This window comes from Bacillus sp. mrc49 (assembly GCF_002803435.1).
Genome location: NZ_PHNG01000671.1, coordinates 1 through 22554 on the forward strand (window position 1 = coordinate 1; position 22554 = coordinate 22554).

The 22554-nt window shown below is 43.3% G+C and carries 25 protein-coding genes and 1 other annotated feature; of the genes, 6 read left to right on the forward strand and 19 right to left on the reverse strand.

Annotated elements, in window-relative coordinates:
• The 3 genes from CVN76_RS10100 to CVN76_RS10110 all read right to left on the reverse strand — a co-directional run.
• Positions 1–624: sugar kinase (locus tag CVN76_RS10100; RefSeq protein ID WP_100531144.1), on the reverse strand; the 624-nt coding region annotated here is incomplete at its 3' end.
• A complete protein-coding gene (locus CVN76_RS10105; protein WP_157805628.1) occupies positions 611–1381 on the reverse strand; it encodes a sugar phosphate isomerase/epimerase family protein in 771 nt (256 codons plus the stop codon). The genes CVN76_RS10105 and CVN76_RS10100, both read right to left, overlap by 14 nt.
• 73 nt (positions 1382–1454) lie before the next feature.
• Positions 1455–2492: a LacI family DNA-binding transcriptional regulator gene (locus CVN76_RS10110; RefSeq protein ID WP_061142804.1), complete on the reverse strand. Its 1038-nt coding sequence runs from the start codon at positions 2490–2492 to the stop codon at positions 1455–1457.
• Positions 2493–2711: 219 nt separating this feature from the next.
• On the opposite strand from CVN76_RS10110, the gene CVN76_RS30940 reads away from it, so the two are divergent.
• Entirely contained in the window at positions 2712–2876 is a 165-nt protein-coding gene (locus CVN76_RS30940) for a hypothetical protein (protein WP_157805629.1), read from the forward strand.
• Between the two features lie 180 nt (positions 2877–3056).
• Here CVN76_RS30940 and argS read toward each other — a convergent pair whose 3' ends face one another.
• The 3 genes from argS to CVN76_RS10125 form a co-directional block, all read right to left on the reverse strand.
• Positions 3057–4736, reverse strand: a complete 1680-nt coding sequence (argS, locus tag CVN76_RS10115; protein WP_442857564.1) for an arginine--tRNA ligase — start codon at positions 4734–4736, stop codon at positions 3057–3059.
• A gap of 34 nt (positions 4737–4770) precedes the next feature.
• Positions 4771–4987: a binding site (T-box leader), on the reverse strand.
• A gap of 51 nt (positions 4988–5038) precedes the next feature.
• Positions 5039–5545, reverse strand: coding sequence for a response regulator (locus CVN76_RS10120; protein WP_100531146.1), 507 nt, complete (start codon positions 5543–5545; stop codon positions 5039–5041).
• Between the two features lie 84 nt (positions 5546–5629).
• Positions 5630–6661 (reverse strand): fatty acid desaturase, encoded by a 1032-nt coding sequence (locus CVN76_RS10125; RefSeq protein WP_157805630.1) that lies wholly within the window; start codon positions 6659–6661, stop codon positions 5630–5632.
• A gap of 357 nt (positions 6662–7018) precedes the next feature.
• Between CVN76_RS10125 and CVN76_RS10135 the strand changes: the two genes are divergently transcribed.
• On the forward strand, positions 7019–8509 hold the full coding sequence (locus CVN76_RS10135) for a LysM peptidoglycan-binding domain-containing protein (protein ID WP_100531148.1): 1491 nt from the start codon (positions 7019–7021) through the stop codon (positions 8507–8509).
• Between the two features lie 19 nt (positions 8510–8528).
• Here CVN76_RS10135 and CVN76_RS10140 read toward each other — a convergent pair whose 3' ends face one another.
• Together CVN76_RS10140 and CVN76_RS10145 are read right to left on the reverse strand one after the other, a co-directional pair.
• Positions 8529–9425, reverse strand: coding sequence for a DMT family transporter (locus CVN76_RS10140; RefSeq protein WP_100531149.1), 897 nt, complete (start codon positions 9423–9425; stop codon positions 8529–8531).
• 37 nt (positions 9426–9462) lie between these two features.
• Entirely contained in the window at positions 9463–10596 is a 1134-nt protein-coding gene (locus CVN76_RS10145; RefSeq protein WP_100531150.1) for an NADH-dependent flavin oxidoreductase, read from the reverse strand.
• A gap of 133 nt (positions 10597–10729) precedes the next feature.
• On the opposite strand from CVN76_RS10145, the gene CVN76_RS10150 reads away from it, so the two are divergent.
• Positions 10730–11596 carry a LysR family transcriptional regulator gene (locus tag CVN76_RS10150; protein WP_100531151.1) on the forward strand — a complete coding sequence of 289 codons (867 nt, stop codon included), beginning with the start codon at positions 10730–10732 and terminating at the stop codon, positions 11594–11596.
• 47 nt (positions 11597–11643) lie between these two features.
• On the opposite strand, the gene CVN76_RS10155 is transcribed toward CVN76_RS10150, so the two are convergent.
• Positions 11644–12222 (reverse strand): hypothetical protein, encoded by a 579-nt coding sequence (locus tag CVN76_RS10155; protein WP_100531152.1) that lies wholly within the window; start codon positions 12220–12222, stop codon positions 11644–11646.
• 132 nt (positions 12223–12354) lie between these two features.
• Here CVN76_RS10155 and CVN76_RS10160 point away from each other — a divergent pair, with 132 nt between their 5' ends.
• Positions 12355–12549, forward strand: a complete 195-nt coding sequence (locus CVN76_RS10160; RefSeq protein WP_100531153.1) for a PucR family transcriptional regulator — start codon at positions 12355–12357, stop codon at positions 12547–12549.
• Between the two features lie 69 nt (positions 12550–12618).
• Here CVN76_RS10160 and CVN76_RS10165 read toward each other — a convergent pair whose 3' ends face one another.
• The 3 genes from CVN76_RS10165 to CVN76_RS10175 all read right to left on the reverse strand — a co-directional run bounded on the left by CVN76_RS10165 (position 12619) and on the right by CVN76_RS10175 (position 14558).
• Entirely contained in the window at positions 12619–12822 is a 204-nt protein-coding gene (locus tag CVN76_RS10165) for a zinc ribbon domain-containing protein (protein ID WP_100531154.1), read from the reverse strand.
• A 39-nt stretch (positions 12823–12861) separates the two neighbouring features.
• On the reverse strand, positions 12862–13263 hold the full coding sequence (locus CVN76_RS10170) for a DUF2500 domain-containing protein (RefSeq protein WP_100531166.1): 402 nt from the start codon (positions 13261–13263) through the stop codon (positions 12862–12864).
• A 335-nt stretch (positions 13264–13598) separates the two neighbouring features.
• Positions 13599–14558 (reverse strand): ketopantoate reductase family protein, encoded by a 960-nt coding sequence (locus CVN76_RS10175; protein ID WP_100531155.1) that lies wholly within the window; start codon positions 14556–14558, stop codon positions 13599–13601.
• Positions 14559–14722: 164 nt separating this feature from the next.
• Between CVN76_RS10175 and CVN76_RS10180 the strand changes: the two genes are divergently transcribed.
• Positions 14723–15301 (forward strand): TetR/AcrR family transcriptional regulator, encoded by a 579-nt coding sequence (locus CVN76_RS10180; protein WP_061142766.1) that lies wholly within the window; start codon positions 14723–14725, stop codon positions 15299–15301.
• Positions 15302–15351: 50 nt separating this feature from the next.
• Here the strand turns inward: CVN76_RS10180 and CVN76_RS10185 are convergent, their stop codons facing one another.
• From CVN76_RS10185 to CVN76_RS10195, 3 genes are all read right to left on the reverse strand, one after another.
• Complete coding sequence (locus tag CVN76_RS10185) at positions 15352–15699, reverse strand: hypothetical protein (RefSeq protein WP_100531156.1); 348 nt, start codon at positions 15697–15699, stop codon at positions 15352–15354.
• A gap of 150 nt (positions 15700–15849) precedes the next feature.
• Positions 15850–16188, reverse strand: coding sequence for a hypothetical protein (locus CVN76_RS10190; RefSeq protein WP_100531157.1), 339 nt, complete (start codon positions 16186–16188; stop codon positions 15850–15852).
• A gap of 329 nt (positions 16189–16517) precedes the next feature.
• On the reverse strand, positions 16518–17174 hold the full coding sequence (locus CVN76_RS10195) for a hypothetical protein (protein ID WP_157805631.1): 657 nt from the start codon (positions 17172–17174) through the stop codon (positions 16518–16520).
• Positions 17175–17390: 216 nt separating this feature from the next.
• Here CVN76_RS10195 and CVN76_RS10200 point away from each other — a divergent pair, with 216 nt between their 5' ends.
• The gene (locus tag CVN76_RS10200) at positions 17391–17687 is read left to right on the forward strand and encodes a hypothetical protein (RefSeq protein WP_100531159.1); all 297 of its coding nucleotides are present in this window, start codon (positions 17391–17393) and stop codon (positions 17685–17687) included.
• Positions 17688–18086: 399 nt separating this feature from the next.
• Here the strand turns inward: CVN76_RS10200 and CVN76_RS10205 are convergent, their stop codons facing one another.
• The 4 genes from CVN76_RS10205 to CVN76_RS10220 all read right to left on the reverse strand — a co-directional run bounded on the left by CVN76_RS10205 (position 18087) and on the right by CVN76_RS10220 (position 22299).
• The gene (locus CVN76_RS10205; RefSeq protein ID WP_100531160.1) at positions 18087–18749 is read right to left on the reverse strand and encodes a lytic polysaccharide monooxygenase; all 663 of its coding nucleotides are present in this window, start codon (positions 18747–18749) and stop codon (positions 18087–18089) included.
• A 202-nt stretch (positions 18750–18951) separates the two neighbouring features.
• The gene (locus CVN76_RS10210) at positions 18952–19911 is read right to left on the reverse strand and encodes an ABC transporter permease (RefSeq protein ID WP_100531161.1); all 960 of its coding nucleotides are present in this window, start codon (positions 19909–19911) and stop codon (positions 18952–18954) included.
• Positions 19908–20840: an ABC transporter ATP-binding protein gene (locus CVN76_RS10215; RefSeq protein ID WP_100531162.1), complete on the reverse strand. Its 933-nt coding sequence runs from the start codon at positions 20838–20840 to the stop codon at positions 19908–19910. Before CVN76_RS10215 ends, CVN76_RS10210 begins: the two co-directional genes overlap by 4 nt.
• An 805-nt stretch (positions 20841–21645) precedes the next feature.
• On the reverse strand, positions 21646–22299 hold the full coding sequence (locus tag CVN76_RS10220; RefSeq protein WP_100531163.1) for an HAD family hydrolase: 654 nt from the start codon (positions 22297–22299) through the stop codon (positions 21646–21648).
• Between the last annotated feature and the right edge of the window lie 255 nt (positions 22300–22554).

Here is a 22554-nt window from a genome sequence, read left to right on the forward strand (position 1 = left end):
GCTATAGCCTGTTAGGATTTCGCCTTCCTTCATTCCCGGAAGCAGCCAATCCGCTTCTTTGGCAAACATATTGACGACCTCGATCATCTCCCGTTCTGTCGGCCACAAGGTCGGCCGGAGATTCGGATCGAATGAAACGGTCACACCCTTTTGTTTCAGATCATTCAACACTTGCCATGACAACTCCCTGAAACTGGCGGAAATCGCAGGCGGTATCCCGGTCAAGTGCAAGTGCTGGGTCTTCGGAAGCTGCTTAAGCGGAAAATCCTCCAAGGAAATCTTGCTCGCGCTTGAATTCCTCCTGTAGTATTCAACGACTGGATCGCCCTTCTCCACTTTGGATTTCAGCTGGAATCCTGTTGGATGATGCGGGTCGGTTAAGACATGGGAGACATCCACGCCTTCGCTTGTTAGCGTTTTCAAAATCATCCGTCCGAATGAATCATCTCCGACCTTGCTCATCCATGCCGTTTTGATGCCTAACCTTGACAGGCCAATCGCTACATTGGTTTCGGCCCCTGCCACATAGCGCTTATAACGCATGCAATCATCGAGGCTGCCCGTATCATCGGCAATGAACATCGCCATTGCCTCTCCCATCGTCAGTACACTAAGCTCTTTCATGGCTGACCTCCTGTTCCATTTTCATGAGTGAAATATACGTCGCTGCATTTTCCAATGTGACCGGAAATTCAATCGCTACCGGACAAGCTCCCTTAAAATTCCCCAATAGCTCCATTACCTCAGGCAGCAGCGGCATCGATACTGGCTCGGTCACCCACCCATCATGTACCCGCTTCACCTGCTTCAAATGGATATAAGCCACATAACCTGCCAACTCTCGTGCCGCCATCAACGGCTCCTCATCTGTATACAGCCAGTTGCCCGTATCAAATGTCATTTCAATCGGCATATCCAATGTTTTGCATCGGCTCAGGAAATGAGTGATTGTCTCTACATTACCACCGCCAGACGTTTGATCGTTCTCGATGGTGATCGCCAGTCCATCATTTGGCCGGTTTTCCGTCAGTACCTCACTTACGTAACTCATATTTGTTTCCTTCTCATGGTAGGAGCCTAGAGGCAGCTTTAGCAAATCAGCTCCCAGTTGTTGCGCTTCCCATGTTAGTTGCTTGAATCCTTGTTCATTCAGTTGGTGATCGGGTCCGAGCAGGAATTCAGGAGCAGAATAATAAACGGCCAAGTTGAGCTCTTTGCATAAGGCATTCAATTCTTCCAGTTTGTCATCTTGCGTTAAAAGCTCTTTTCTTATTTCGATTCCATCAGCTCCAGCGGCTGCTAAACGTTTTATGATTTCAAGATGACCGAGCGTTTGGAGCCTTTCAGTCGGTATTGAGTTCATGCATACAAACACTTTCATATTCATCCTCCTGCCCTTCGGAATGGTATCGGTACCATTTTGTTAGTCAATGAAGTCTTCAAGCTTGGAAGACTTATGATTTTTGTATGAATGGCGTCGTTTCCCTTATATTCAATTTGGCTTGATAGGCGATTGTCTGCGCTGGGGACACTTGCCCATCAATCCGGCGAAGGATCATCTCCATTGCGGCGACCCCTATTTGATAGGTCGGCTGTTCAATCGTAGAAATGCCCGAATAAACTATCGTGCTCCACTCTGGATTATCAAAGCCCATCATGGCCAAATCTTTCGGAACCGACAATTTCTGTTCTTGTAAAAGCAGAATCAGTTTTAATAACACCACGCTGTTTGCCGTCAGTATCGCTCTTGATTTCCCTTCCGACTTCTCTAAAAAATGCTGAAGCTTGGCTTCGACGTCTTGTAAATCATCGACATTTACCTCATAAACATCATTTGAACTTGGATGGCTCCTGCTCAGCAACGTTTGCTGAAACGACTGCCTCCGTTCATACCTCGTACTGATCTTGCTTGCTGGCTCGCTGAAAAAAGCGATTCGTTCATAGTTTTGATCGGCAAGAAAATGGACCGCCTGTGAGGTGGCCTGAAAATTATCCAATCCCACCGTATCCAATTCAAGGTCTGGCACCTTCCGATCCAGCAGGATGATCGGCGTCTTCTGCTCCTGCAGCTGAATTAGCATGTCGTGATTTCCGCCCGTTGTATGAAGGATGAGCCCATCAATGCGATGGGATAAGAGCATTTCGAAATATCCTCTTTCCTTCTCCGGATTATTATCCGAATTGCAAATCATCAGATTATAGCCATTCTGGCTGCATATGTCTTCAGCACCACGAAGGATGGCCGTCGTATACGGATTGTTGATATCCGCCACGATGATGCCAATCAAATAACTCTTATTGCTTTTCAGCCCTCTTGCCATGGTGTTCGGGCGGTATTCCATTTGGCTGATCGCCAGCTCGATTTTCTTGCGGGTTTTGTCGGATAGCTCATCATACCTGCCGCCTAAATAGCGGGAGACCGATGTCTTCGATACCCCGGCTTCCCTAGCGACATCGTAAATCGTCACTTTTGAACTTTCTCGTTTATTCATTGCATTCATCCATTCGCGAATTTTTGGAACCGGTTCCATTTTTATAAATAGTATCACATTGCCAATGAATGTCAATCCATATTTTTCAAGCAATTATCAATTTTTGATGGAAACTCTCTAAATCCCTATACTAAAATATTTTCACCACTCTGTATAATATAAACAGTTAAATGGTTGCTTGTGGCACTCATCTGCTTGGGTGCTGCGTTCGGAGGGTATATGCATTATTCCAGTATTGCAATAATTTGGGGCACATCTGATAAGTGTATGTGGAAAGCGAATGATAAGAAAAATCGTGATTACGCAGTCGGCGGATGGCTTGGACATGTTAAACAAAAGTCTGGCGGCAAGGTGGAGATGAGGCAGGCATTGTTACAGCATTAAATCCATTATCAGCTGACTATCACTTGGGAGAACCCCAAAAAAGAAGATCATGTGTACGAGATGCATATCACCTGGGAGAAAGAAGGACATTCCCAGACAGATACACTTCGCCTTAACTAAATCATCCAAGGAAATATGGAGCCATTTCGAACACAAAACGGCTCCTTTCAAGGACATGCCTTACATTTGATTCGGCGCTGATATTCCCAATAATCGCAACGCATCCTTCAAAACGGCGGCCACGCAATAGGCGAATGAGAGCTTCATTTGCTTCCACTCATCATCGACCAGCACCTTCGTATGTGCATAATACTTATTGAATGCGCGTGCCAACTGCAAACTGAATTTGGCAATCTGTGATGGATCGGCCTGTTCAAAGGATTTTTGGACAATGCTCGGGAACTGCTCAAGCAACTGGATCACGGGCCAAGCATATTCGCCCAATGCCTCAAACTCGATGGCCTGCTCTGTAAATTGCCCCTTTTCCAGCAATGATGAAATTCTGGCATGTGTGTATTGCACATACGGACCGGTTTCGCCCTCGAAATTCATCATTTGCTCCAATGAAAAGTCGATATCATTCATGCGATTATTCTTTAAATCATTAAAAATCACCGCTCCGACACCAACCTGCTTCGCAACCAGCTCCTTCTGTTCCAGCGCTTGGTTTTTTTCTTCAATATTGCGCTTCGCCGTTTCGATCGCCTCAGCCAACACATCTGCAAGCAACACGACCTTCCCTTTACGTGTCGACATTTTCTTGCCGTCCTTCAGCATCATGCCAAACGCGACATGCTGTAAGTCCCTAGACCAATCATATCCCATCTTCCCGATCACCTTGAAGAGCTGTTTAAAATGCAAGGATTGTTCATTTCCGACGACATAAAAGGTTTTCTTGGCATCATACTGTTTTTTGCGATACAGTGCTGCGGCTAAATCACGTGTGGCATAAAGCGTCGCCCCGTCCGTTTTCGTAATCAAACAAGGAGGCATATCCTCCAACTCGACGACAAATGCTCCCTCCGATTGGGCAAGCAAGCCTTTTTCCTTCAACTCCCCGACGACCGCATCCATTTTGTCATTGTAAAATGCTTCGCCCGCATAGGAATCAAAATGAATGCCCAATAACTCATAAATCGCAGCGAACTCCTGAAGTGAAGCATCCCTGAACCATTTCCAGAGGGCAAGCGACTCTTCATCACCCTCTTCAAGCGCCTTAAAGCTGGCGCGTGCTTGCTCATTCAGCGATTCATCCGTTTCTGCAACATCATGAAACTTCACATAAATCTTCAGTAATTCCTGAATCGGGGACGCTTCGATAGCCGCTTTGTCTCCCCAGAGCTTATAAGCAACAATCAATTTGCCGAATTGCGTGCCCCAATCTCCCAAATGATTGATTCGCACAACATGGTAGCCATTCTTTTCTGCTATATTAGCCAATGCGTTTCCGATCACCGTCGAGCGCAAATGCCCCATCGAAAACGGCTTGGCAATATTCGGCGAGGAATAATCGATCACGACATTTTCCTTTGCAGGCTTCATCGAACCATACTGTTCCTTTTCACGTAATACTGCTTGAAGCACATTTTCCGTCACCCATTGCTGATTGACGAAGATATTGACATACCCCGACACTGCATTCACTTCCTGGATCATTCCATCACTTAATTTCCGGGCCACTTCCGAAGCGATCACCTGTGGTGACTTCCTCAGCTTCTTGGCAAGCGTAAAGCATGGAAAAGCAATATCCCCTAACTCGCTCATTTTAGGCTTTTCGATTAATTTTTCAATTTCACTTGTGGTCAATTCATGGTTTAATGCAGTTGAAAGTAAGGCAGCAATTGGTTGATTCATCGTCATTTTCCCTCCTAAACAAAAAAGCCCCCGTCTCTTAATAAGAGACGAGAGCATGAATTCCCGTGGTACCACTCTAGTTGCCACAAATTGTGACCACTTTCCATTGTTAACGGGGTGACTCCCCGATATTCCCTACTAACGTTTCAAGAAACTTCTCCAAAGTGCGCTTCATCCATTCGTCCTGCATCAGGCTCCCACCGTCCCTGACTCGCTTGCCATTTCAAATGAACTACTCTCTTCATCATCGAATTTTCAATATTATGATTTTACCCATATTACACAATTTTAAAAAACGTGTCAACACCTCAACCGGTCGGTGCCTTCATTTTATCCTTGATTGTGGACAAATAATTCCTTACCGCCCCGATTGCGTTAGGCTGCAAAATCGCAGACCCTGATTCAGCTTGATCGTCGGCATGGCACGCATCCGTGAGCTCAGGCGAGTACATTCTCATGCCATCCATGATACGGCGGATCGAGCAGGCTAACTCGTCACTCGGGTTATCCTTCAATAAATAACCACTTACCTTCGCTTTGAGCGCTCGTTGAAAATGACCATCCCGTCGAAACGTCGTTAAAATAATCACCTTGCATGCACATGCCTGTAAAGCTTCCGCTGCCTCCAGTCCGCTCATGACCGGCATCTCCATATCCATGATGCAGACATCCGGATGCAATTGGTGCACAAGGGCAATCGCTTCCTCCCCATTGCTGGCCTGGCCGACGATTTCTATATCTTCTTCAAGATCGAGTAGAGAACTGATCGCTTCTAAAAGCATTTCCTGATTCTCTGCAATCACGATTCGAATCACTTTACGTTCCCTCCTTGATCGAATAACCAACAAAGACTCCCCCAAATCCAAGGATTATGAAGGGAGTCCGAAATCACATTGGTGTCATAGTTCAGATTTCACTTGAACAGGCACACTTTTTTTCGTTATATATTTTATGTCCTTAAAGCTAACAAAATTCTTGTTTTCTTCATCCCATAAGCGGAAACGGAGCGACTGTAAGCTAGTCGCAAGCGTGATCGTCGGGACGTTCTCCAAAGGCTGCGTATTATTGTGAGCCATTTCCAATTTATAGTTAGGAACCCTTGGACTCAAATGATGCACATGATGGTAGCCGATATTGCCTGTAAGGAACTGCATCAATTTCGGAAGCTTATAAAAAGAACTTCCCTCCACTGCTGCCAATACATATTCCCACTCCTCATTTTCTTCAAAATAAGAGTCCTCGAATGTGTGCTGGACGTAAAACAGCCAAATGCCCACTGAACCAGAAATCATGAAGATGGTACCTTGTACCAGAAGGAACGACTGCCAGCCTACGGCCAGGCAAAGCAATACTACTAGAACGGCGATCAATGCATTCGTCAAATACGTATTCATTTTTTCCTTCTTTCTAGCACCTTTACGGTTGAACCTATTCTTAAGAAGGAATACATAAATCGGACCCAAACCAAACATGACCAATGGATTGCGATAAAAACGATAGGCAAAACGAAGCTTAAGCGGCGCTGCCAAATATTCATCCACCGTAAGGGTCCAGATATCGCCTGTCCCCCGCTTATCCAAGTTGCCGCTTGTAGCGTGATGAACCGAATGCTCGTGACCCCATTGATCAAAAGGGAATAAAGTCAAAACACCCATACTTGTCCCGACTATTCTATTTGCACGGCGATTTTTAAAAAAGGAATGATGTGTACAATCATGAAAAATGATGAAGATTCGTGTCAGGAAGCCCGCAGCCAGTATTGCTGGGATCAAAGTTAACCAATATGATACGGAAAGGCTCATATAGGCGAGGTACCATAAAATAAGAAACGGTCCGATCGTATTGATGATCTGCCAGATACTTTCCTTTGTCGTTGATTGTTCAAAAGGAGCAATTTGTTTTCTCAAATTTTTCGTATTTTGTATAGTCATTAATCAATTGCACTTCCCTTTATATGTCGTAATTCTTATTATAAGGAAATGATCATGACATTATTAGTACCAGGTGTCATGACGAGCAGGTGACATATGTCATATACAAAAAATTCCCAACTGCGCATCACTAGAGTATGAACTATGGTAGAAAACCCAACTTCGTTTTTATTCTTTATCATCAGCGAGTTCAGCTTTTTATCTTCGAATTGGTCATTGTTATAGAAGACTTCCCTCATTTCTTCCACAATGTACCTCTATGTTGTCGTGATTCCCCATAGTAAACTAGTGAAGTTAAAATGATTAACATTTAAGGAGAATAGAATAATAGTGAAAAAACATGTTGGATGTCTTATTATGTTAAGCCTTCTTTGTATTTGTTTCTTTCCAGAAAGCGGCAAGGCAGCAAGCAATACCTTGTACGTAGGCTCGGTTAAAGCGGACAATACAAAGGTTCATAGCTCTCCTGCACTCGGTTCCACTATACTTAAGACCTTGAAAAAGGGCGAACGTTTTCCCGTCATTTCGACTGTCGCCGGGGATTCGGCAAAGCCTATTGTGCATACAGTCATAGCCGGAAACACATTATGGAAGGTAGCCAATCAATATGGTGTTCCGATCAGTGATATACAAAAAGAAAACAAATTAGGTTCTTCCGATATCATCGTTGGCCAAAAGCTGAAGATTCCTCAAAAATATAAGATACATACCGTTGTATCAGGTGATACATTGTGGAAAATCTCGAATAAATATGAGGTAGCCGTGAGCGATTTGACAAAATTGAATAACTTGCGGACAACTTCACTTAACGTCGGGCAAAAATTGAAGCTTCCCGATTATTACTACCAGGTTCAACTGCTTGACGGTAAAAAAGGCTGGATCAAGAAATCTCTCTTTCCTAAAAAGGCGCAAAAGCGTATCGTCATGGGCTGGAAACATAATGGATCACAGGAAAACTACACCCAGCAGCTTAAACAGCCCAACTTGAATGTAGTATCTCCTCGTTCCTATACACTGACGGATTCCGGTCATTTCGTTTCCGCTTCTGTCGATACCAAATACGTCCAAACCGCTCATAAACAAGGAAAAAAAGTGTGGCAGCTGATTGGCAATAAATTCGATCCCGCTTTAACTGGTTCTGTACTGGGCAATGAAAAAAAACGCCAGAAACTGGTTACAGCTTTGCGTGATTCACTAGTCAAAACGAATAGTGATGGAATCAATGTCGATTTTGAAAACATCGATCCAAAAAATAAGAAAGACTTTGTCCTTTTCATAAGCGAATTGAAAAAAGCGCTAAAACCTCATGGAATCACGATATCCGTGGATGTCACCCGAGAAAACGAAGATCCGTTTTGGTCAAAAAGCCTCGATAGGAAAGAACTTGGCAAAATCGCGGACTATATCATCATCATGGGGTATGACGAACATTGGGGCGGAAGTCCAGTGGCTGGGTCGGTTTCCTCGTTGCCTTGGATCAAAGAAGGAACCAGGCTTTTAATGAAGGACGTACCTGCTCATAAAATCATCCTGGCGGTGCCATTTTATACACGTGAATGGGTAACCGATTTATCGACCGGTAAAGTGACAAGCCATGACCGCAACATGGCTGAGGTCAACCGTATCGTTTCGGCTCATAAACTTAAAAAAGTATGGGATAAGAACACCTCACAAAATTACGTCGAATACACATCCAAAGGCGAAAAACATCAAATATGGATGGAAGATAAAAAATCGATGACGCTTCGTCTTGACCTTGTCAGACAAAACCAACTAGGCGGTGTAGCCGCTTGGTACATCGGAGCGGAAACGGCTGATATTTGGGATGTCTATCATTTTAATCAATGACTAAGTAGAAAAAAAGGCCTCACATGGTGTGGGGCCTTTTCTGCATGACCTCATTTTCAGTCGGTCTTGTCGTCATGAGTGAATAGATCATCCCAAGAAAAATCAATGAAATGCCTAAGATTTGAACCATGTTCGGCACAAATCCCGAAAGCAGGATATCCAATAGGATGGCAACTGCCGGATCCACAAAAATCATGAAGGATACTACATTTGTAGGCAAATGACGAATGCTATTGAAAAACAAAAGATAAACGACGCCAGTATGTACGATGCCGGTCAATATCGTGTAAAACCATTGCGAAGCATGCAGCGTTGTGTACGCGTGAAAATCAACAAATGGAAGCAGCAATAAAAAGCCGATGAACATTTGCAGGAACGTGGTCGCATACACACTCATCTTTGTAATCGACTTTCCTAAAAGCATCGTTGCCGCATAGAAAAACGCCGCGATGATGCCATACATGATTCCTTCCCATTCAGGAGATGAAGATTGAAAACCATCCGTCCCCATGATTAGTAATGTGCCTATGAAACATAGTGATATGGCCAGGATGGAGAATAAAGACAGCCTCTCCCTGAAGATGAAGCTGCCGATGATCAGCACAATGATCGGGGCTAAATGATAGAGCGAAATCGCAATGGTCACGGAAATCAGCTCAAATGATTTAAAGAGGAATATCCAGTTCAACAAGTTGGCCACCGCACAAAAACCGATCAACATTCCCTCTCTGACATCCCATTTCTCCCGTTTGAAATGCCCTGTAGCCATCCAGGCCGCACATAGGAATACCGCAGCACAGATACAGCGAACAAAAACCAATTCCAATGCAGGAAGTCCCGTCCGTTCCGAAAAGAAACCGACGGAACCAAAGATCGCCATCGCCACCGACAGCTGAAGAACGGCCATTCTATTCATGTACTCTCTCCTAACCTATTCGTTTTAGCTTATGCTATCATTTCTCGGGCATTCCGTCACGAGTGATGATATTGGCCCACATTTGATTTGGAATAGCTAATGTACACCTGCTATCGCGCGGCAAGGTCGTCATGATTTCGTCTTCCCTGCCTTCCTTTATTTTGGCCGCCCAATCCGGTTCCATCAATAATTCCCTGCCTAGTGCGAAAAGCGGAATGTTCTTTTCAAGCACAGCAGTTGCTTCTTCAGGAGTATGAATCGATCCGAGTGAGATGAAACTGGTCCTGCCAGCAATGATATCACGGATGATTTCGGTCCTAGTTTCCCCCATGTTCGATCCGCTTCTTGGCATCGACCAGACATTTTTAACAGAAAGATGTAAATAGGAAAGATCTTGACTTGCCAATTCATTTACCAATGCAGCTGTGTCATCCATTTTCAATCCGCCTTCTTCCGGTTCTTCGGGGGAGAAGCGGTACCCGATGATGAATTCCTTGTCAGCGCATAGATCACGGATCCGCTTCACCTCCGCGATGACGGCAAGTGGAAAGTTCATTCTATTCTCCAAGCTCCCTCCCCAATGATCTGTCCGTCGGTTAGAGTAGGGGGAGAAAAACTGCTGAAGGAGATATCCATTCGCTCCATGGATTTCCACGCCGTCGAATCCTGAACGTATGGCATGGAGGGTGGCCCTTCCAAAATCTTGAATAGTGGATAGGACCTCACTGTGGCACATTGACCTTGGCTTGTATTCCCCGTCCCCTTCTTTATAAACGCTTGCAATGATGCCACTCGGACTTACCATTTTTTCTCCGCCTGTACAGCTTGGAAGGCTCTCGCTTCCGCCATGATGAAGCTGGAGAATGGCTTTTGCCCCTTTTGCTTTGATTATTCTTGAAAGCTGGGTGAGACCAGCGATGCTTTGCTCGTCATATACCTTCATTTGCCGGGGAAAGCTTGTAGCAACAGGAGTAATGGCGGCAGCTGCAGTAATGAACATCGCAGGTCCTTCTGCTCTTCTTTTATAGTAAGCCAACTCCTCGTCAGAAACCAAGCCATCCTCTTGACCTGAATAAGTGGTCATTGGTGCAACAACCAGCCTGTTTTTAAGAACCGATCCGTTGGCAAGCGTGTACGGTGTGAAAATTTGCTCGTATTTCCGTTTCATCATGTTTACATCCCCACTTCGTTTTTTTGTAATTTTATTGTATTCTTGACCTCAATATAAGTAAAATGAATGTTTTTCATAAATTACATTAGAGTTTCTCATGTATAATGAAAATTAAAAGAAAGAGGTGGCGAATTTGAATTTTTTTCAACTGGAAGTCTTTTTACATGTTGTTGAATTTGGAAGTTTTACGAAAGCGGGAGACCGAATCGGACTTACGCAATCAGGGGTAAGCCATAACATGACAGCGCTTGAAGCGGAACTGGGTGTGACTTTATTAAAGCGTGATCGAAAAGGCATAACACTCACGACTGCGGGAGAACAGGTCATTCCACATATGCGGGCCATCGCGGCCAACCTGGAACATATCGAACAAAAGATTGCCGCTGTGAATGGAATGGAAATCGGGAAGATAACGATCGGCAGTTTTCCAAGCTTCACTGCCAAATTCATACCGCCGCTATTCTCTGCCTTTAAAGAAAAATACCCGACTATTGAATTGCTGATTCATGAAGGTGGATATGAGGAAATCTTAAAATGGATAGACGATGGAACAATAGACGTGGGCTTCGCTGCCAAACCAGTGAAGAACGTGGAATTCATTCAGCTGCTAACCGATCCTTTATCTGCTGTCGTATACGAAGACCATCCACTTGGAGGGAGAAACGCGATCAACCTTGAGGAATTCGTTGATGAACCCTTCATCATGCTGCGATCCGGCTGTGAAACACTCATAGAAGAGAAGTTTCTTGAAGCCCAAATAAAACCAAACATTGCATACGACATGAAAGACAATCAAACGGTGCTCTCAATGGTAGCAGGAAAATTAGGGATCACGATCATGCCCGACCTGGCATTACCAGAAAAACCAGGATGCATCAAAAACCTGCCCTTGAACCCGAAGCTTTCCCGGGAGATTGGATTGGTCATGAAATCAGCTAAACACCTCTCACCAGCCGCAAAGGAATTTACAAAAGTCGTTCAAGACTTTTTTCAAAAATAAAAAGCCGCCTGTTTCATAACAGGCAGCTTCCTTACCGAAACGCTTCATCATTTGCTCATAATCGGAGGTTCCAGCTCCTTTGGTATCAGGGCTTCGTACACTTCACCATTCAATCTTTCCTTTAATTCCATTTTCGCTTTTTCAATGATTTCGGGATTCAGTAATGCTGAAATGGCTGTGCTTGCCATTGTTTTACCTGCCAATAGCGTAGCTTTATGAGCGTATGATTGCTTGCCTTGCGCCACAACCTGCCACGTGTGAAAGGGTGTTCCAAACGCCCATGTCGCGGTTGTGCATTGTGCAGTGGGCACATTCCAGCTAACATCAGCAACATCAGTCGAGCCGCCCATAAAAGCCATTTTTCCTGAATAAGGTGCAACGAAATCAACGATAGGTTCCTTAGATAGCCGTTCACCCAGCGCTTTTCCTGCCGATGATTGTGCCCCTTGTTTTTCCTCCTCTGTTAACGAATCATACATTGCCTTGGCAAACGCCAATTCCTCGGTGGTCATTTCAGGAAAGCCCAGCTCCTCCAAATGCTGCTGCATGACTTTTTCCAATATCATGTTCGGGATCAAATTATGGCATGATCCCTTGATCTGCACCTCAACATTCGTTTCTGTCATCAATGTGGCCCCTTTTGCACAGTCCACCACCCGCTGAAACAGCTTTTTCACTTGCTCCGGTTTAGGTGCCCGTATTAAATATTTATCGATGAGGTCTTCCTTCCATTACAATTAGAACATGACAGAAACCATATGCTTGAAGAAACACTTCTTGCTTATATCCACAATGATCGCTCCGCTTCCATAACGGCCAAACAACTGCACATTCACGTAAATACCCTGTATCAAAGGATAAAAAAAATTGAAGAAAAATTAAATGTATCCCTTTCAACCCCAGATGATTTATTAAAAATCCAGCTTGCCTGCTTTTTAAAGCAGCATACATGAACACAGATTTCATTATAGAAAAAAAAAGAATCTCCTTTTCCGAAAAAGGAGATTCTCTGCTTACCGTGATCATCCGAAGAATAAATCGAGCAAATTACTGCCTGCCGATGATTGCTTATTATAAAACTCCGAATAACCGCACTGCTTGCAATACACGACCGTGAATTGATTATTCTGGACATCGAACATCTTTGACAACCCTGTTCCAGTCATGGCTACGTCCTTCTTGGCCGCATCCTTGCTGCCGCATTTCATGCACCCTTTTTCACTCATGATTTCACTCTCCCGAATTTTAGTTACAGAGCTCAGCGATTATGAGACTCCATGATCCTTCCTGGCAAAACCAAGATACCTTGTTCCTTGGAAGGTTAACGTACCGCTATCCCCTTCTGCAAGCATCCCAAACTCCTTGCCCGAAAGATGGAATTCGAACCGATCTCCACCCTCAAATTCAAAAGTAATGTAATAGGCCGTTGAGCTACTTTGCGAAGAGATATGTTGCTCGTTTGTGTGAACATGTCCCGTCACTTTCGTCCGTTTACTTTTCACAACGGCAGGAACAGCCAAACGTGGGGATTCCTCGTTTTTCTTCCATTGACTGAGCCGGTTGATTAATTGAAAGATAAAGATGATAAAAAGGATAACAAACATGATTCCGATTAAGTCTGAAGCCCCGCTGAACATCCAATCCTCACTTACATCAAAGCCGTCCATGTTCCCCCCCCTTTTCCAGATGTTAACATATACGAATGAACCGGAAAAAAGTTTCATCCTGCACGCTTCCATATGAGGGTGTGAAAAGAATAAGGAAAATGGCAAAACTCATCCATTTTGCGACTTTACTCATGAATTTTTCAACTTTACTCGCGAGTTTTGCACCTTTATTCGCAAATTTGACGACTTTTCTCGCGAATTCAGCACTTTTACTCGCGAGTTTGACGACTTTTCTCGCGAATTGGCACTTTCCTCAAAGTTTGGGCGATCTACTCGCGAGTTGGTGCTTTTCTCAATGTTTCGGCGCTTTACTCGCGGATTTTGCATCCATACAATTAGTCTTTCATCCGAAAATATGGTTCTAGTGCCGTGAGCCGCGGAAGTTCGATGCTAAGCTTTCTCGCATCGGCCAGGATATCCCTTGGGAAGAGGGCGAACGATTCTTGGGAGATATAGGCCGTATCTTCCATCCGTTCCATGATTGCGCCTGCGAGCGTGCCACCGGTAATCACTTTATATACGCCATACCCCATCAATCCTGCAGGCAGGTGCAGCATGAGCGCGGTGCCCAAGCTAGGCTTGCGTCCTTTCGCCCGAATCAGCGGAAGCATCTCACGCATTAACAGCACAGCTGGTTTCACTTTTTTTGGCGACTGATACATATTTTGATAACTTCCCAGCTTCAAGGCCTGCGCCGCCATACCGGCATTCATGATGAAATGCTGCAAATACCAGACGTACATGTCTTTTTGCAAGGATACGGAGAAGCCGGCCTGTTTGAACATATCGACGACATCTTCGTGCCTTTTTACAGAGGCAGCGGTAGCAGCGGATTCCAAGTAAATCGACTTCATGAATCCGGCTTCCAATTTATTTTTGCCTCTAAAGCCTCCGCCTCCACCTGGAAAGCCCCACAATATCTGCTCTTTGGGCAGCCGTGCCGCTACAGTCTCTTGATCATCCCACACATTATTGAAAATTAAAATCGTGGCCTTTCCCGCGAGTTTGCTTACTACTTTAGACGCTTCCTCGAACTGCTCGTGGTTAACGCTGAGAAAAATGAGGTCATAGTCGTGATTGGGACTGATCTCCTCACGCATATTTATAAACCATCTCTCCAGGACCTGGTCCCCCTTCCTGCTTTTTCTGCCATCCAGTATATCTAGGTCAACATACGGACCGTATTGGGCAGCCCTTCCCGGCCGCACATAGAAATCCACCTCATTTCCCGCTTTTTCTAGCGCCCATCCGTACTGTGTCGCCATAACGCCTCTACCAAACATTAAAATTTTCATCTTGTTTTCCCCCTTAAAAGTTTTTTAATTTAAATAACTATATTTAAAAACTAATGTACAGAAATCTTTGCAGTTTGTCAAAAGTTTTTAAATATAACTAGATATGTTTAAAAACTATCCGTTTTATGTCATAATACTTGTATTAACGAATAAGAGGGAATGTCATGAACAAATATGAAATCAGAACGCAAAAAAAGAAAGACGCCATCATCAAAGCGGCTCTGGACCTATTCCGAAACAAGGGATACACCAACGTCAGCATCAATGAAATCGCCTCCCTTTCAGGCGTATCCTCCGTGTCCATCTACAACTATTTTGGCAACAAAGAAGGGGTAATTAAGGAGTGCGCACGAATACTGATGCAGGAAGCAACACAGATGGTGAACGACCTGCTTCTAGAAAACATTAGCTTCAAAGAAAAACTGCTGCGGGCGGTTTCCATTTGTGCCGAGAAGCCTCATCAGCTCCTCGAAGAACACTTCTCACAGGAAGCGCTGCACGATGCCGTTTTTGTGGATTTATTTAAAGAAAGCGCAGGTGAGGTCCGGAGCGATATCTTGCAAGTATTTATTGAATCTGGAAAACAGGAAGGCGCAATCGATGCCACCATTTCTACGGAAACAGTCATGGAGTTTCTTGATGCCGTCGCGGGCATGCAGGCGAACTGGGAAACGAAAGAGGAGTATCAAACAAAAACGGCGGAGATCGGAAAACTTATCCTTTACGGTTTGATAGGACGTTAAAGCCCATGGGAAAGAAGAGGCCGCTATTAGGTGCGCCTCTTTGAAATCCGTTATAGTAAATCAGAAAGCTGCGTAAGCGTAACCAGCTCCATATTCCCGAGGATAAATTGGCACTCCTCCGCATTTTTACTGGCTAGTAAACTTTTGTCTTTACCTGTCCCTAGCTCTAACCAATGGTCGGAAACAGACTGCAAGACGGCATGAAAAGCTGAATAAGTTACCAAATCTTGCAGTTTGAATTCATACAGCACTTCAAACACACCTTCAAACTTCCAATATTTTTTAGTTTCTAACCAAGTTATTTTTTTAACAATGGTTGCAAATTTTTCTATAAAAGGAGTAATGTTTACCTTCAATTCATCTTCATCTTTTGCATTTACATACAATCGTACTAGCATTCGTAACACCCTATTCATTTTTATATGTGCATAATGTGTATAATATTCACAAGCATAAATACCGTAGAAAAAAAAACAATTTATATACCAGCCATGTTCTTTGCTGCATGGTACTCTTGGACTGTTGCTTTCATGAATACTCTTACACCCCTAAAGTTTTTTATAGAGTTCAGCAGTGCCCGAAGGTTTGAAAACTACTGAGAGTCCTTCAAGTTCCTCTTTAATTTTCATTGTTAAACTTTGCCCGATTTCATTATGTTTCATTTCTAGGAATTCTCCATTTACCATCAATTTATCGTTTTCCCAATCCATCCATTCACCATAATTGATAGCCCATTTTTCAACTTCTTTCATTAAATTCTGACTTACTGGTAAAACATCAATATCTAAATTAGCACCACAATTTTCACACCATAGTGGATCTGTTTCATAATCAGCCGCAACTATAATCTCATGTGTATCTTGTGAGCAGTTACACTTTATTTTCATAAATCCTCCCTGTTGTTCAACTAGTCCAATTCACACTTTAATCCATTTCATAAGTTTTCGAGGATTTTTCATAATAAACAAGAAGCTTATCTTGATCTTTCCTTTACTTTTTTTCATATTTCTTTATTATATGTAAACAATACCAGTTTTAACTTATTCTATATCATCGGAAATTATAAGGTTAATAGATTTTTTATTATTATTGTTCACTGTCCTCATGAACAATTAATTTTAAGACCTCCTCGCAAGATTTTATTTTATTTTATTCAAAGTGATAATTATTAATTAGAGCCTATTTCTCTAAAGGTTTCCATTCTCACTCTTCTCCCCTACAGCCACCTTATCCGTTCCCCTGATTTCATGATGATGTCGATTTGGTCCAGTTGCCCGCTTATCTGGTTTTCCTTCATCCCTGATACATCAATATCCATTTCTATTCTCAGTCGATTTCGTTCTTTTCCCCTTAAAATGACCTTATAAGGAGTTTCGGTGTTCATGAGTGATACCAATATCGAATCATCATCGTCGTATCTGCCTATCAATTGGATCTTGAATTGGACATCTTTCTTGCTGTAATTCTCAAAAGGGAGCTCACATACGCCATGAAGCGTTGTTTTGTCTTCCATATCAAAGCGGCAGGTACTGGATCCGCGATCATAGGAAACGGCGTAAATGTCCGAGGCAAAATGCTTCTGATACGTATTCGCCAAGATGTGCGGTGCAAACCAGGCTATGATGACGGCGAGGGTGAAAAAACGGGCAGGATGCATTCCCACTGCTTGGACAAGGAAAAACAGACTGGTCAGCAATAGAATGATTGCCAGCACCCCTACATATTGGATTCCATGTTCGGACTCGATCGGTATGCCTAATCTAAATGCAACCGCAGCGCCGTATGGAACTTGGTGCGGAAAAGGGAAATTCAAAATGAACGACAGCACAAAAAGGATGAGTGCAATATATAGATGTTTTATTTTTTTTATCAATTGAACCACTTCTTTCTCTCTTCTTGGAACAATCCAGCCCCCCTGTTACTGAATTCCTCAGTAATGAAATAATTCCGAAAATTATCACCGGCCCAATTGCCTCCCTAAAATATCCTTGTCCTTACCTATACGATTTGTACTGGTTTAAGTTTCACTTTAATCCAAATTATGTATGATTTTGCATTATAAAAAGGGACCTTTACGACCATTGAAAAGATGGGCATAGCAGCGGTACCGAAACCGATCGTCATCGGCAAAGACGTCACTCCGCCGTCGGAAATCTTAGATGATGATAGATTGACAGACTTTAATCCGAGAGAAGATGGCTTTGATTTTTACGAGGGCTTGGAAGGAATGCTCGTACAAGTAGCCAATCCAAATTCCAAAAGTGGTCGGCCACAAGATTATGGTAAATTGGTCGTGATTCCAGGGAATATGGAAACGACGACTGCTGTTGGAGGCGTGAAAATTACGGAAACGGATTTCAATTCTGAACGATCATCCTGGATATAGATGATGAAAAATTCATGGCCAAAACCGGTGATCAATTGACCGTTGGACTTTATTCCTGAATTTGCAAATAATCAACATAATGAATTTCCGGGACGGATTATCCGCGCGTTAGGTCGGATTATTACTCGGTTCGGACGGATTATCCGCGCGCTAGGACGGATTATTACTCGGTTCGGACGGATTATCCGCGCGCTAGGTCGGATTATCACTCGGGGCGGACGCATTTCCCTAAGCTAGGCCGGATTTGAGGGTCCAGTACGAATCCCCCCTCCCGTACTGTTAGACTACTATTCTTGCAAACGAAAAAAGACTGCTGAGCAGCCTTTATCTCGAATGGAATATTCATTATTTCAAGAGATATAACTTACACGAATATCTCCCTATTGCTTTCCCGTTAAATTAATAGGTCGGAAAGGACGCATGATAATTGGCAGCCGAAATCGACGTTCCTCCAACATTCGTCCCGCTAAACTGAACATCTATCGCATTATAGAAAGCATTGACCGTATCCGCGACATCCCATACGGCATAAATGACATGATATCCAGTCCGCTGCGGCACGACGACTTGATGGCTCACTTTATTGGACGGTCTTGCTCCATTATCATTCTTCTCATAAAATGGGACCAATTCCAATTGATCTCTGGTGAGCGGTTTATTCGGATCCCAATTTTGTTTCGTTATATAATAATGCCATTTCGCTGTCGAATGCATGGCGGTTAGATTCCAGGTGAAGGTTTGGGGACCGCTTTGAATGGCATTTTTGCTCCAGCGTGTCGCTGTTTGTTCATCAAGGACGCCGCCAAATAAGCCGCCTGCCGATGCAAGCTTGCCATCAGGGATGCTCGCACCCGGAAATCCTTTGTGGCCTTCCAAGCTTTGCGGTTCATACATGATCGATCCACAATTCTTATTCACCTGCTCTTTGCAAAGCAACGACCGTGACTTTGGCGATTCGACATACCCATGCGCAGAAGCGAAATCATTTGCACCGACAATGGATAACCCAAGAACTAACGAAGTACTGAAAAGAAAGCGCTTTAAACCTTTCGAACATTTCATCCTTTCAACATCTCCTTCATCATTTTCCTACATGATATGTAGTATATAAACATTATAATGTTTATACTTTTATTTTTTAAGGGTAATTTGCCCTATTATTACAAATAATTACAAATATTCTATTTTTTATAAAAACCATTCCCGTGAAACTACAGTTTCACTAATAAAAAACCGGAACCCCATTGGATTCCGGTAGCCTCAATTAATTCGTAATATCTTTTTTCTGGAAGAAGAAGAATGTCAGCGCCAAAAAGATAAGGTAATAGATGACGAGTACACCCATTGAAAATCCGAGTGTAGCACCATCGAACATTTCCATCGTTCCCGAAATGTACCCTCTTAAATCAAGGTGAGGGAATAAGACGAATTTTAACCATTCGTATTTCCCGATGAAAGACTGAATGATCATATTCAATGTCGAAGATGCAAATAAGATGAAGATGGATATCCCTACTGCAAGCGCTTGGTTCTTAAATAACGTGCTTAACATGAACGCAATCGTCGTGATGACCAAGAAGCCCGGTATCCAGTAAACGATCATATCGAAGAAATAGGTGCCGACGACCACTGTACTGAAGCTTTCGAATGCTGTCGGGTCGAGCATCTTGTCTGAATAGGAACCATTGCCAAAGAATAAGATTCCGATCAGGTAACTGAAAAGCACTAGGCTCACAAGCAATAACGCGGCAAATAACAGGGAAGTGATATATTTGGAAAGAAGGATCTTCCAGCGCTTATAAGGCCTGATGAGCAGTTGTTTAATGGTGCCATCCGAAAATTCAGAGGAAACCATCGAGCTGCAAACGATCACGACGAATAACGTTACGAATGATGTCAGCGATACTGTATACTCTGCCATATAGGTCCAGTTCGTGCTTAAATCAGGGTTGATATCATCAGCTAAAAGTTGCTTATTGATATCGAGCTCGTCCATGATCGCAGCCTTTTCATCTTCACTGATATCTTTGGCTTTCAATGCTTGTTCCTGTTCTTGTATATCTGCTTTTACCTCTTGCTTCCAATCGTTTCCGGATTCATCCGGACTAAGCTTCATGTCGATGATTGCCGTCCCGAGAGCTGCCACCAAAATAAAAGCGATGAATATATAAGTCGATACTTTAGAAAAGATTTTCATCCATTCATTTTTCACTAAGGATATCATACAGACTCCCTCATTTCCTGCTCGGTAATTTCAAAGAATTTATCTTCCAATGATTTTCTCGTAATGCCAATTTCATAGACATCCAGTTCATTTCCATTGAATAGCCTGTTTATCTGGGCCGTTTGTTCACGTGTCGCGGACACCGAAATGGTACTCGCATCGAATGTAAGAATCGAAATTTCGGCGAACTGCTCCTGAAGAATCTTATTGGCTAGCGCCCCATCATTGACAGCAAAGGAAACTTGATGGATCGTTTCCGTTTTTTCATCGATCATATGCTCTTTCGTATGTATCAGTTTTCCTTTTTCGATGACGGCGAAACTATCACACATCAATTGCATTTCCGATAGCAAATGGGAGGATATCAATATCCCGACGCCCTCACTTGCCAGTACCTTCAAATAATCGCGAAACTCGCGAATCCCTTGCGGATCCAAGCCGTTCGTCGGTTCATCGAAGATCAATAACGACGGTTTATGCAGGATGGCCTGTGCCACACCAAGGCGCTGACGCATTCCCAATGAATAGGTCTTGACCTTCTTGTCGATGGCATGATCCAATTTCACTAGCTTGATGACCTCTTCAATTCGCTCATTCGATATGTCATTGGAAGACATACGAGCATAATGGAGGATATTCTTCCTGCCTGTCATGTACTTATAAAACTCGGGGTTTTCAACGATGGCCCCCAATTGATTCATCGCGCCCTCGAAGTCTTTATCGAGATCGCTGCCATTGATCATGACGGAGCCGCCGGTACGGTTGATAAGACCTGTGATCATCCGGATGATCGTCGTTTTACCAGCTCCGTTCGGACCGAGTAAACCGAATATTTCATTGCTTTTTATCTCGAAGCTAACATTGTCTACAATGGTCGCATTGCCAATTTTTTTGGTTAAGGATTGAACCTTAAGAACTGCATCAGACATATAGTACCTTCCTTTTTTAGTATTTTCCAAAATCACACATTCTCAACATTACCATATTATGCATATCATTACTATATTGATATTCTTCCAGTAACATCTCCCAATATCCGTCTCCTTTTCTTACGTTACTGATAGAGTTAAGTTTCAGTTTTTCGATAAAAAGTCAAATATAGGGAAGCCAACGCAAAGGACAAGCAAAAACCAGTTTTCTTATTGGTGCAATTCTCTCTAAAATTTTATTTACAAACCCAGATAATCTCATAGTTATTACTTGTTTTCTCGGAGGTTTTTTAATCGGAGAATGCGTAATGATAAATAAATGGGTAAAAAATCGCCATACCAATGGTTAACCAAGCTTATAAAAGAGGGAAGGCTGTAGATGCTTAGCAGTGCGCGGCAGAGGAACGACCGCCTCTGAAAAGCTAAGCACCTGCAGTGCAATGAAACGGTCTAAGTACAGATCCTCCAAAACTGTGGGCAATCAAGGTTCCACTTTCGTTTTCAATCAAAGTGGAATGAAACGGAAGGGTCGACACTCCTGCGGGAAATGCGCGTCCACTTGAGACCCCGCAGGCTAAAAGCCAAGGCGGCTCAAGGACCGCCCGCGGAAAGGGAGCACCTGCAGTGGAATGAAACGGTCTAAGTACAATTTTCAAAACTGAAGGCAATCTGGATAAGATGTTTACTTGTGGAAGCATATTCAGCTTGTATGGTCACGCCTGCAGGAAAAAAAGAAACGAAAAAACCGAAGACTCTTTATATCTTCGGCGTTGGTTATGGGCAATACGTTAGCACTCGGTCCAGATCATTGCTCAATCTGCCTTATGACATCAGCCAGGCTTTTTTCCCGCATGGATTGCAGGCGTAAATGATGATGTTCAAACGCTAAAGCCTCCGTCACGGGATTTGGGACGATCACACACTTTATTCCAGCTTTAAGGGCCGCTTGAAGTCCATTTAATGAATCTTCAAAGGCGACGGCTTCCGTCGGATCGATCTTTAACGTCTCAATTGCCTTTATATATAAATCAGGCGCTGGTTTAACCTTATCCACATCGTCTCCCGTGATAATGGCCTCGAAATAGTGTAACAGACCGAGTTTTTCCAAATAATGAGTGACCCACTCTTTCGATGAACTAGATGCAAGCGCAATTTTATAACCTGAATTCTTTGCTTCCTCTAAGTATTCCTTTACACCTTCACGTGCCTTCGGTGTCTTCATCTTTCCTTCATGCAGGCTTTTCGCTTTCGTTTCAATCTCCTCAATATTGTATCTGTCACCTAACTGGGATTTGAAAAATGCATTCAGTTCCGTATTATCCGTTCCGATGCATGTAACAAAACGTTCGAGAGGCAAGTCCGCTTCATAAAAAACCATCGTTTCTTTATAAGCTTCATACCAAGCCGTTTCCGTGTCTAAAATTAAACCGTCAAAGTCGAAAATAACTGCTTTTATCATCCTAATTCCCTCCCCTTGGATTGCTTGAGGACAAAGCCCAGGCTCCTTCCCTAAACGTACATGAATGCCTATCCTTATTCAACTGAACCGACCTCTCATTTTCGTTCCATTAAGAAGGATAAGGATTCTAAGCTATCTTTTCCTACTTGCATCGTTCGAATGCAAAATCCGCGATGACTAAGGATATCGTAGCCCTATCTCCGCCTCATTTCTTTCCTTTGCCGTTACATGTTTTAACAGTTCCTTAGTGCCTTC

Coding starts and splice junctions, on each gene's coding strand:
- argS (WP_442857564.1), bottom strand. CDS start 4,736: ATGACGATGAATCAACCAATTGCTGCCTTACTTTCAACTGCATTAAAC.
- CVN76_RS10185 (WP_100531156.1), bottom strand. CDS start 15,699: ATGCTAGTACGATTGTATGTAAATGCAAAAGATGAAGATGAATTGAAG.
- CVN76_RS10135 (WP_100531148.1), top strand. CDS start 7,019: ATGTTAAGCCTTCTTTGTATTTGTTTCTTTCCAGAAAGCGGCAAGGCA.
- CVN76_RS10170 (WP_100531166.1), bottom strand. CDS start 13,263: ATGGACGGCTTTGATGTAAGTGAGGATTGGATGTTCAGCGGGGCTTCA.
- CVN76_RS10125 (WP_157805630.1), bottom strand. CDS start 6,661: ATGACTATACAAAATACGAAAAATTTGAGAAAACAAATTGCTCCTTTT.
- CVN76_RS10160 (WP_100531153.1), top strand. CDS start 12,355: ATGCTTGAAGAAACACTTCTTGCTTATATCCACAATGATCGCTCCGCT.
- CVN76_RS10180 (WP_061142766.1), top strand. CDS start 14,723: ATGAACAAATATGAAATCAGAACGCAAAAAAAGAAAGACGCCATCATC.
- CVN76_RS10145 (WP_100531150.1), bottom strand. CDS start 10,596: ATGATGAAACGGAAATACGAGCAAATTTTCACACCGTACACGCTTGCC.
- CVN76_RS10190 (WP_100531157.1), bottom strand. CDS start 16,188: ATGAAAATAAAGTGTAACTGCTCACAAGATACACATGAGATTATAGTT.
- CVN76_RS10110 (WP_061142804.1), bottom strand. CDS start 2,492: ATGAATAAACGAGAAAGTTCAAAAGTGACGATTTACGATGTCGCTAGG.
- CVN76_RS10215 (WP_100531162.1), bottom strand. CDS start 20,840: ATGTCTGATGCAGTTCTTAAGGTTCAATCCTTAACCAAAAAAATTGGC.
- CVN76_RS10165 (WP_100531154.1), bottom strand. CDS start 12,822: ATGAGTGAAAAAGGGTGCATGAAATGCGGCAGCAAGGATGCGGCCAAG.
- CVN76_RS10200 (WP_100531159.1), top strand. CDS start 17,391: ATGGGCATAGCAGCGGTACCGAAACCGATCGTCATCGGCAAAGACGTC.
- CVN76_RS10155 (WP_100531152.1), bottom strand. CDS start 12,222: ATGACAGAAACGAATGTTGAGGTGCAGATCAAGGGATCATGCCATAAT.
- CVN76_RS10220 (WP_100531163.1), bottom strand. CDS start 22,299: ATGATAAAAGCAGTTATTTTCGACTTTGACGGTTTAATTTTAGACACG.
- CVN76_RS10205 (WP_100531160.1), bottom strand. CDS start 18,749: ATGAAATGTTCGAAAGGTTTAAAGCGCTTTCTTTTCAGTACTTCGTTA.
- CVN76_RS10140 (WP_100531149.1), bottom strand. CDS start 9,425: ATGAATAGAATGGCCGTTCTTCAGCTGTCGGTGGCGATGGCGATCTTT.
- CVN76_RS10105 (WP_157805628.1), bottom strand. CDS start 1,381: ATGAAAGTGTTTGTATGCATGAACTCAATACCGACTGAAAGGCTCCAA.
- CVN76_RS10210 (WP_100531161.1), bottom strand. CDS start 19,911: ATGATATCCTTAGTGAAAAATGAATGGATGAAAATCTTTTCTAAAGTA.
- CVN76_RS10175 (WP_100531155.1), bottom strand. CDS start 14,558: ATGAAAATTTTAATGTTTGGTAGAGGCGTTATGGCGACACAGTACGGA.
- CVN76_RS30940 (WP_157805629.1), top strand. CDS start 2,712: ATGCATTATTCCAGTATTGCAATAATTTGGGGCACATCTGATAAGTGT.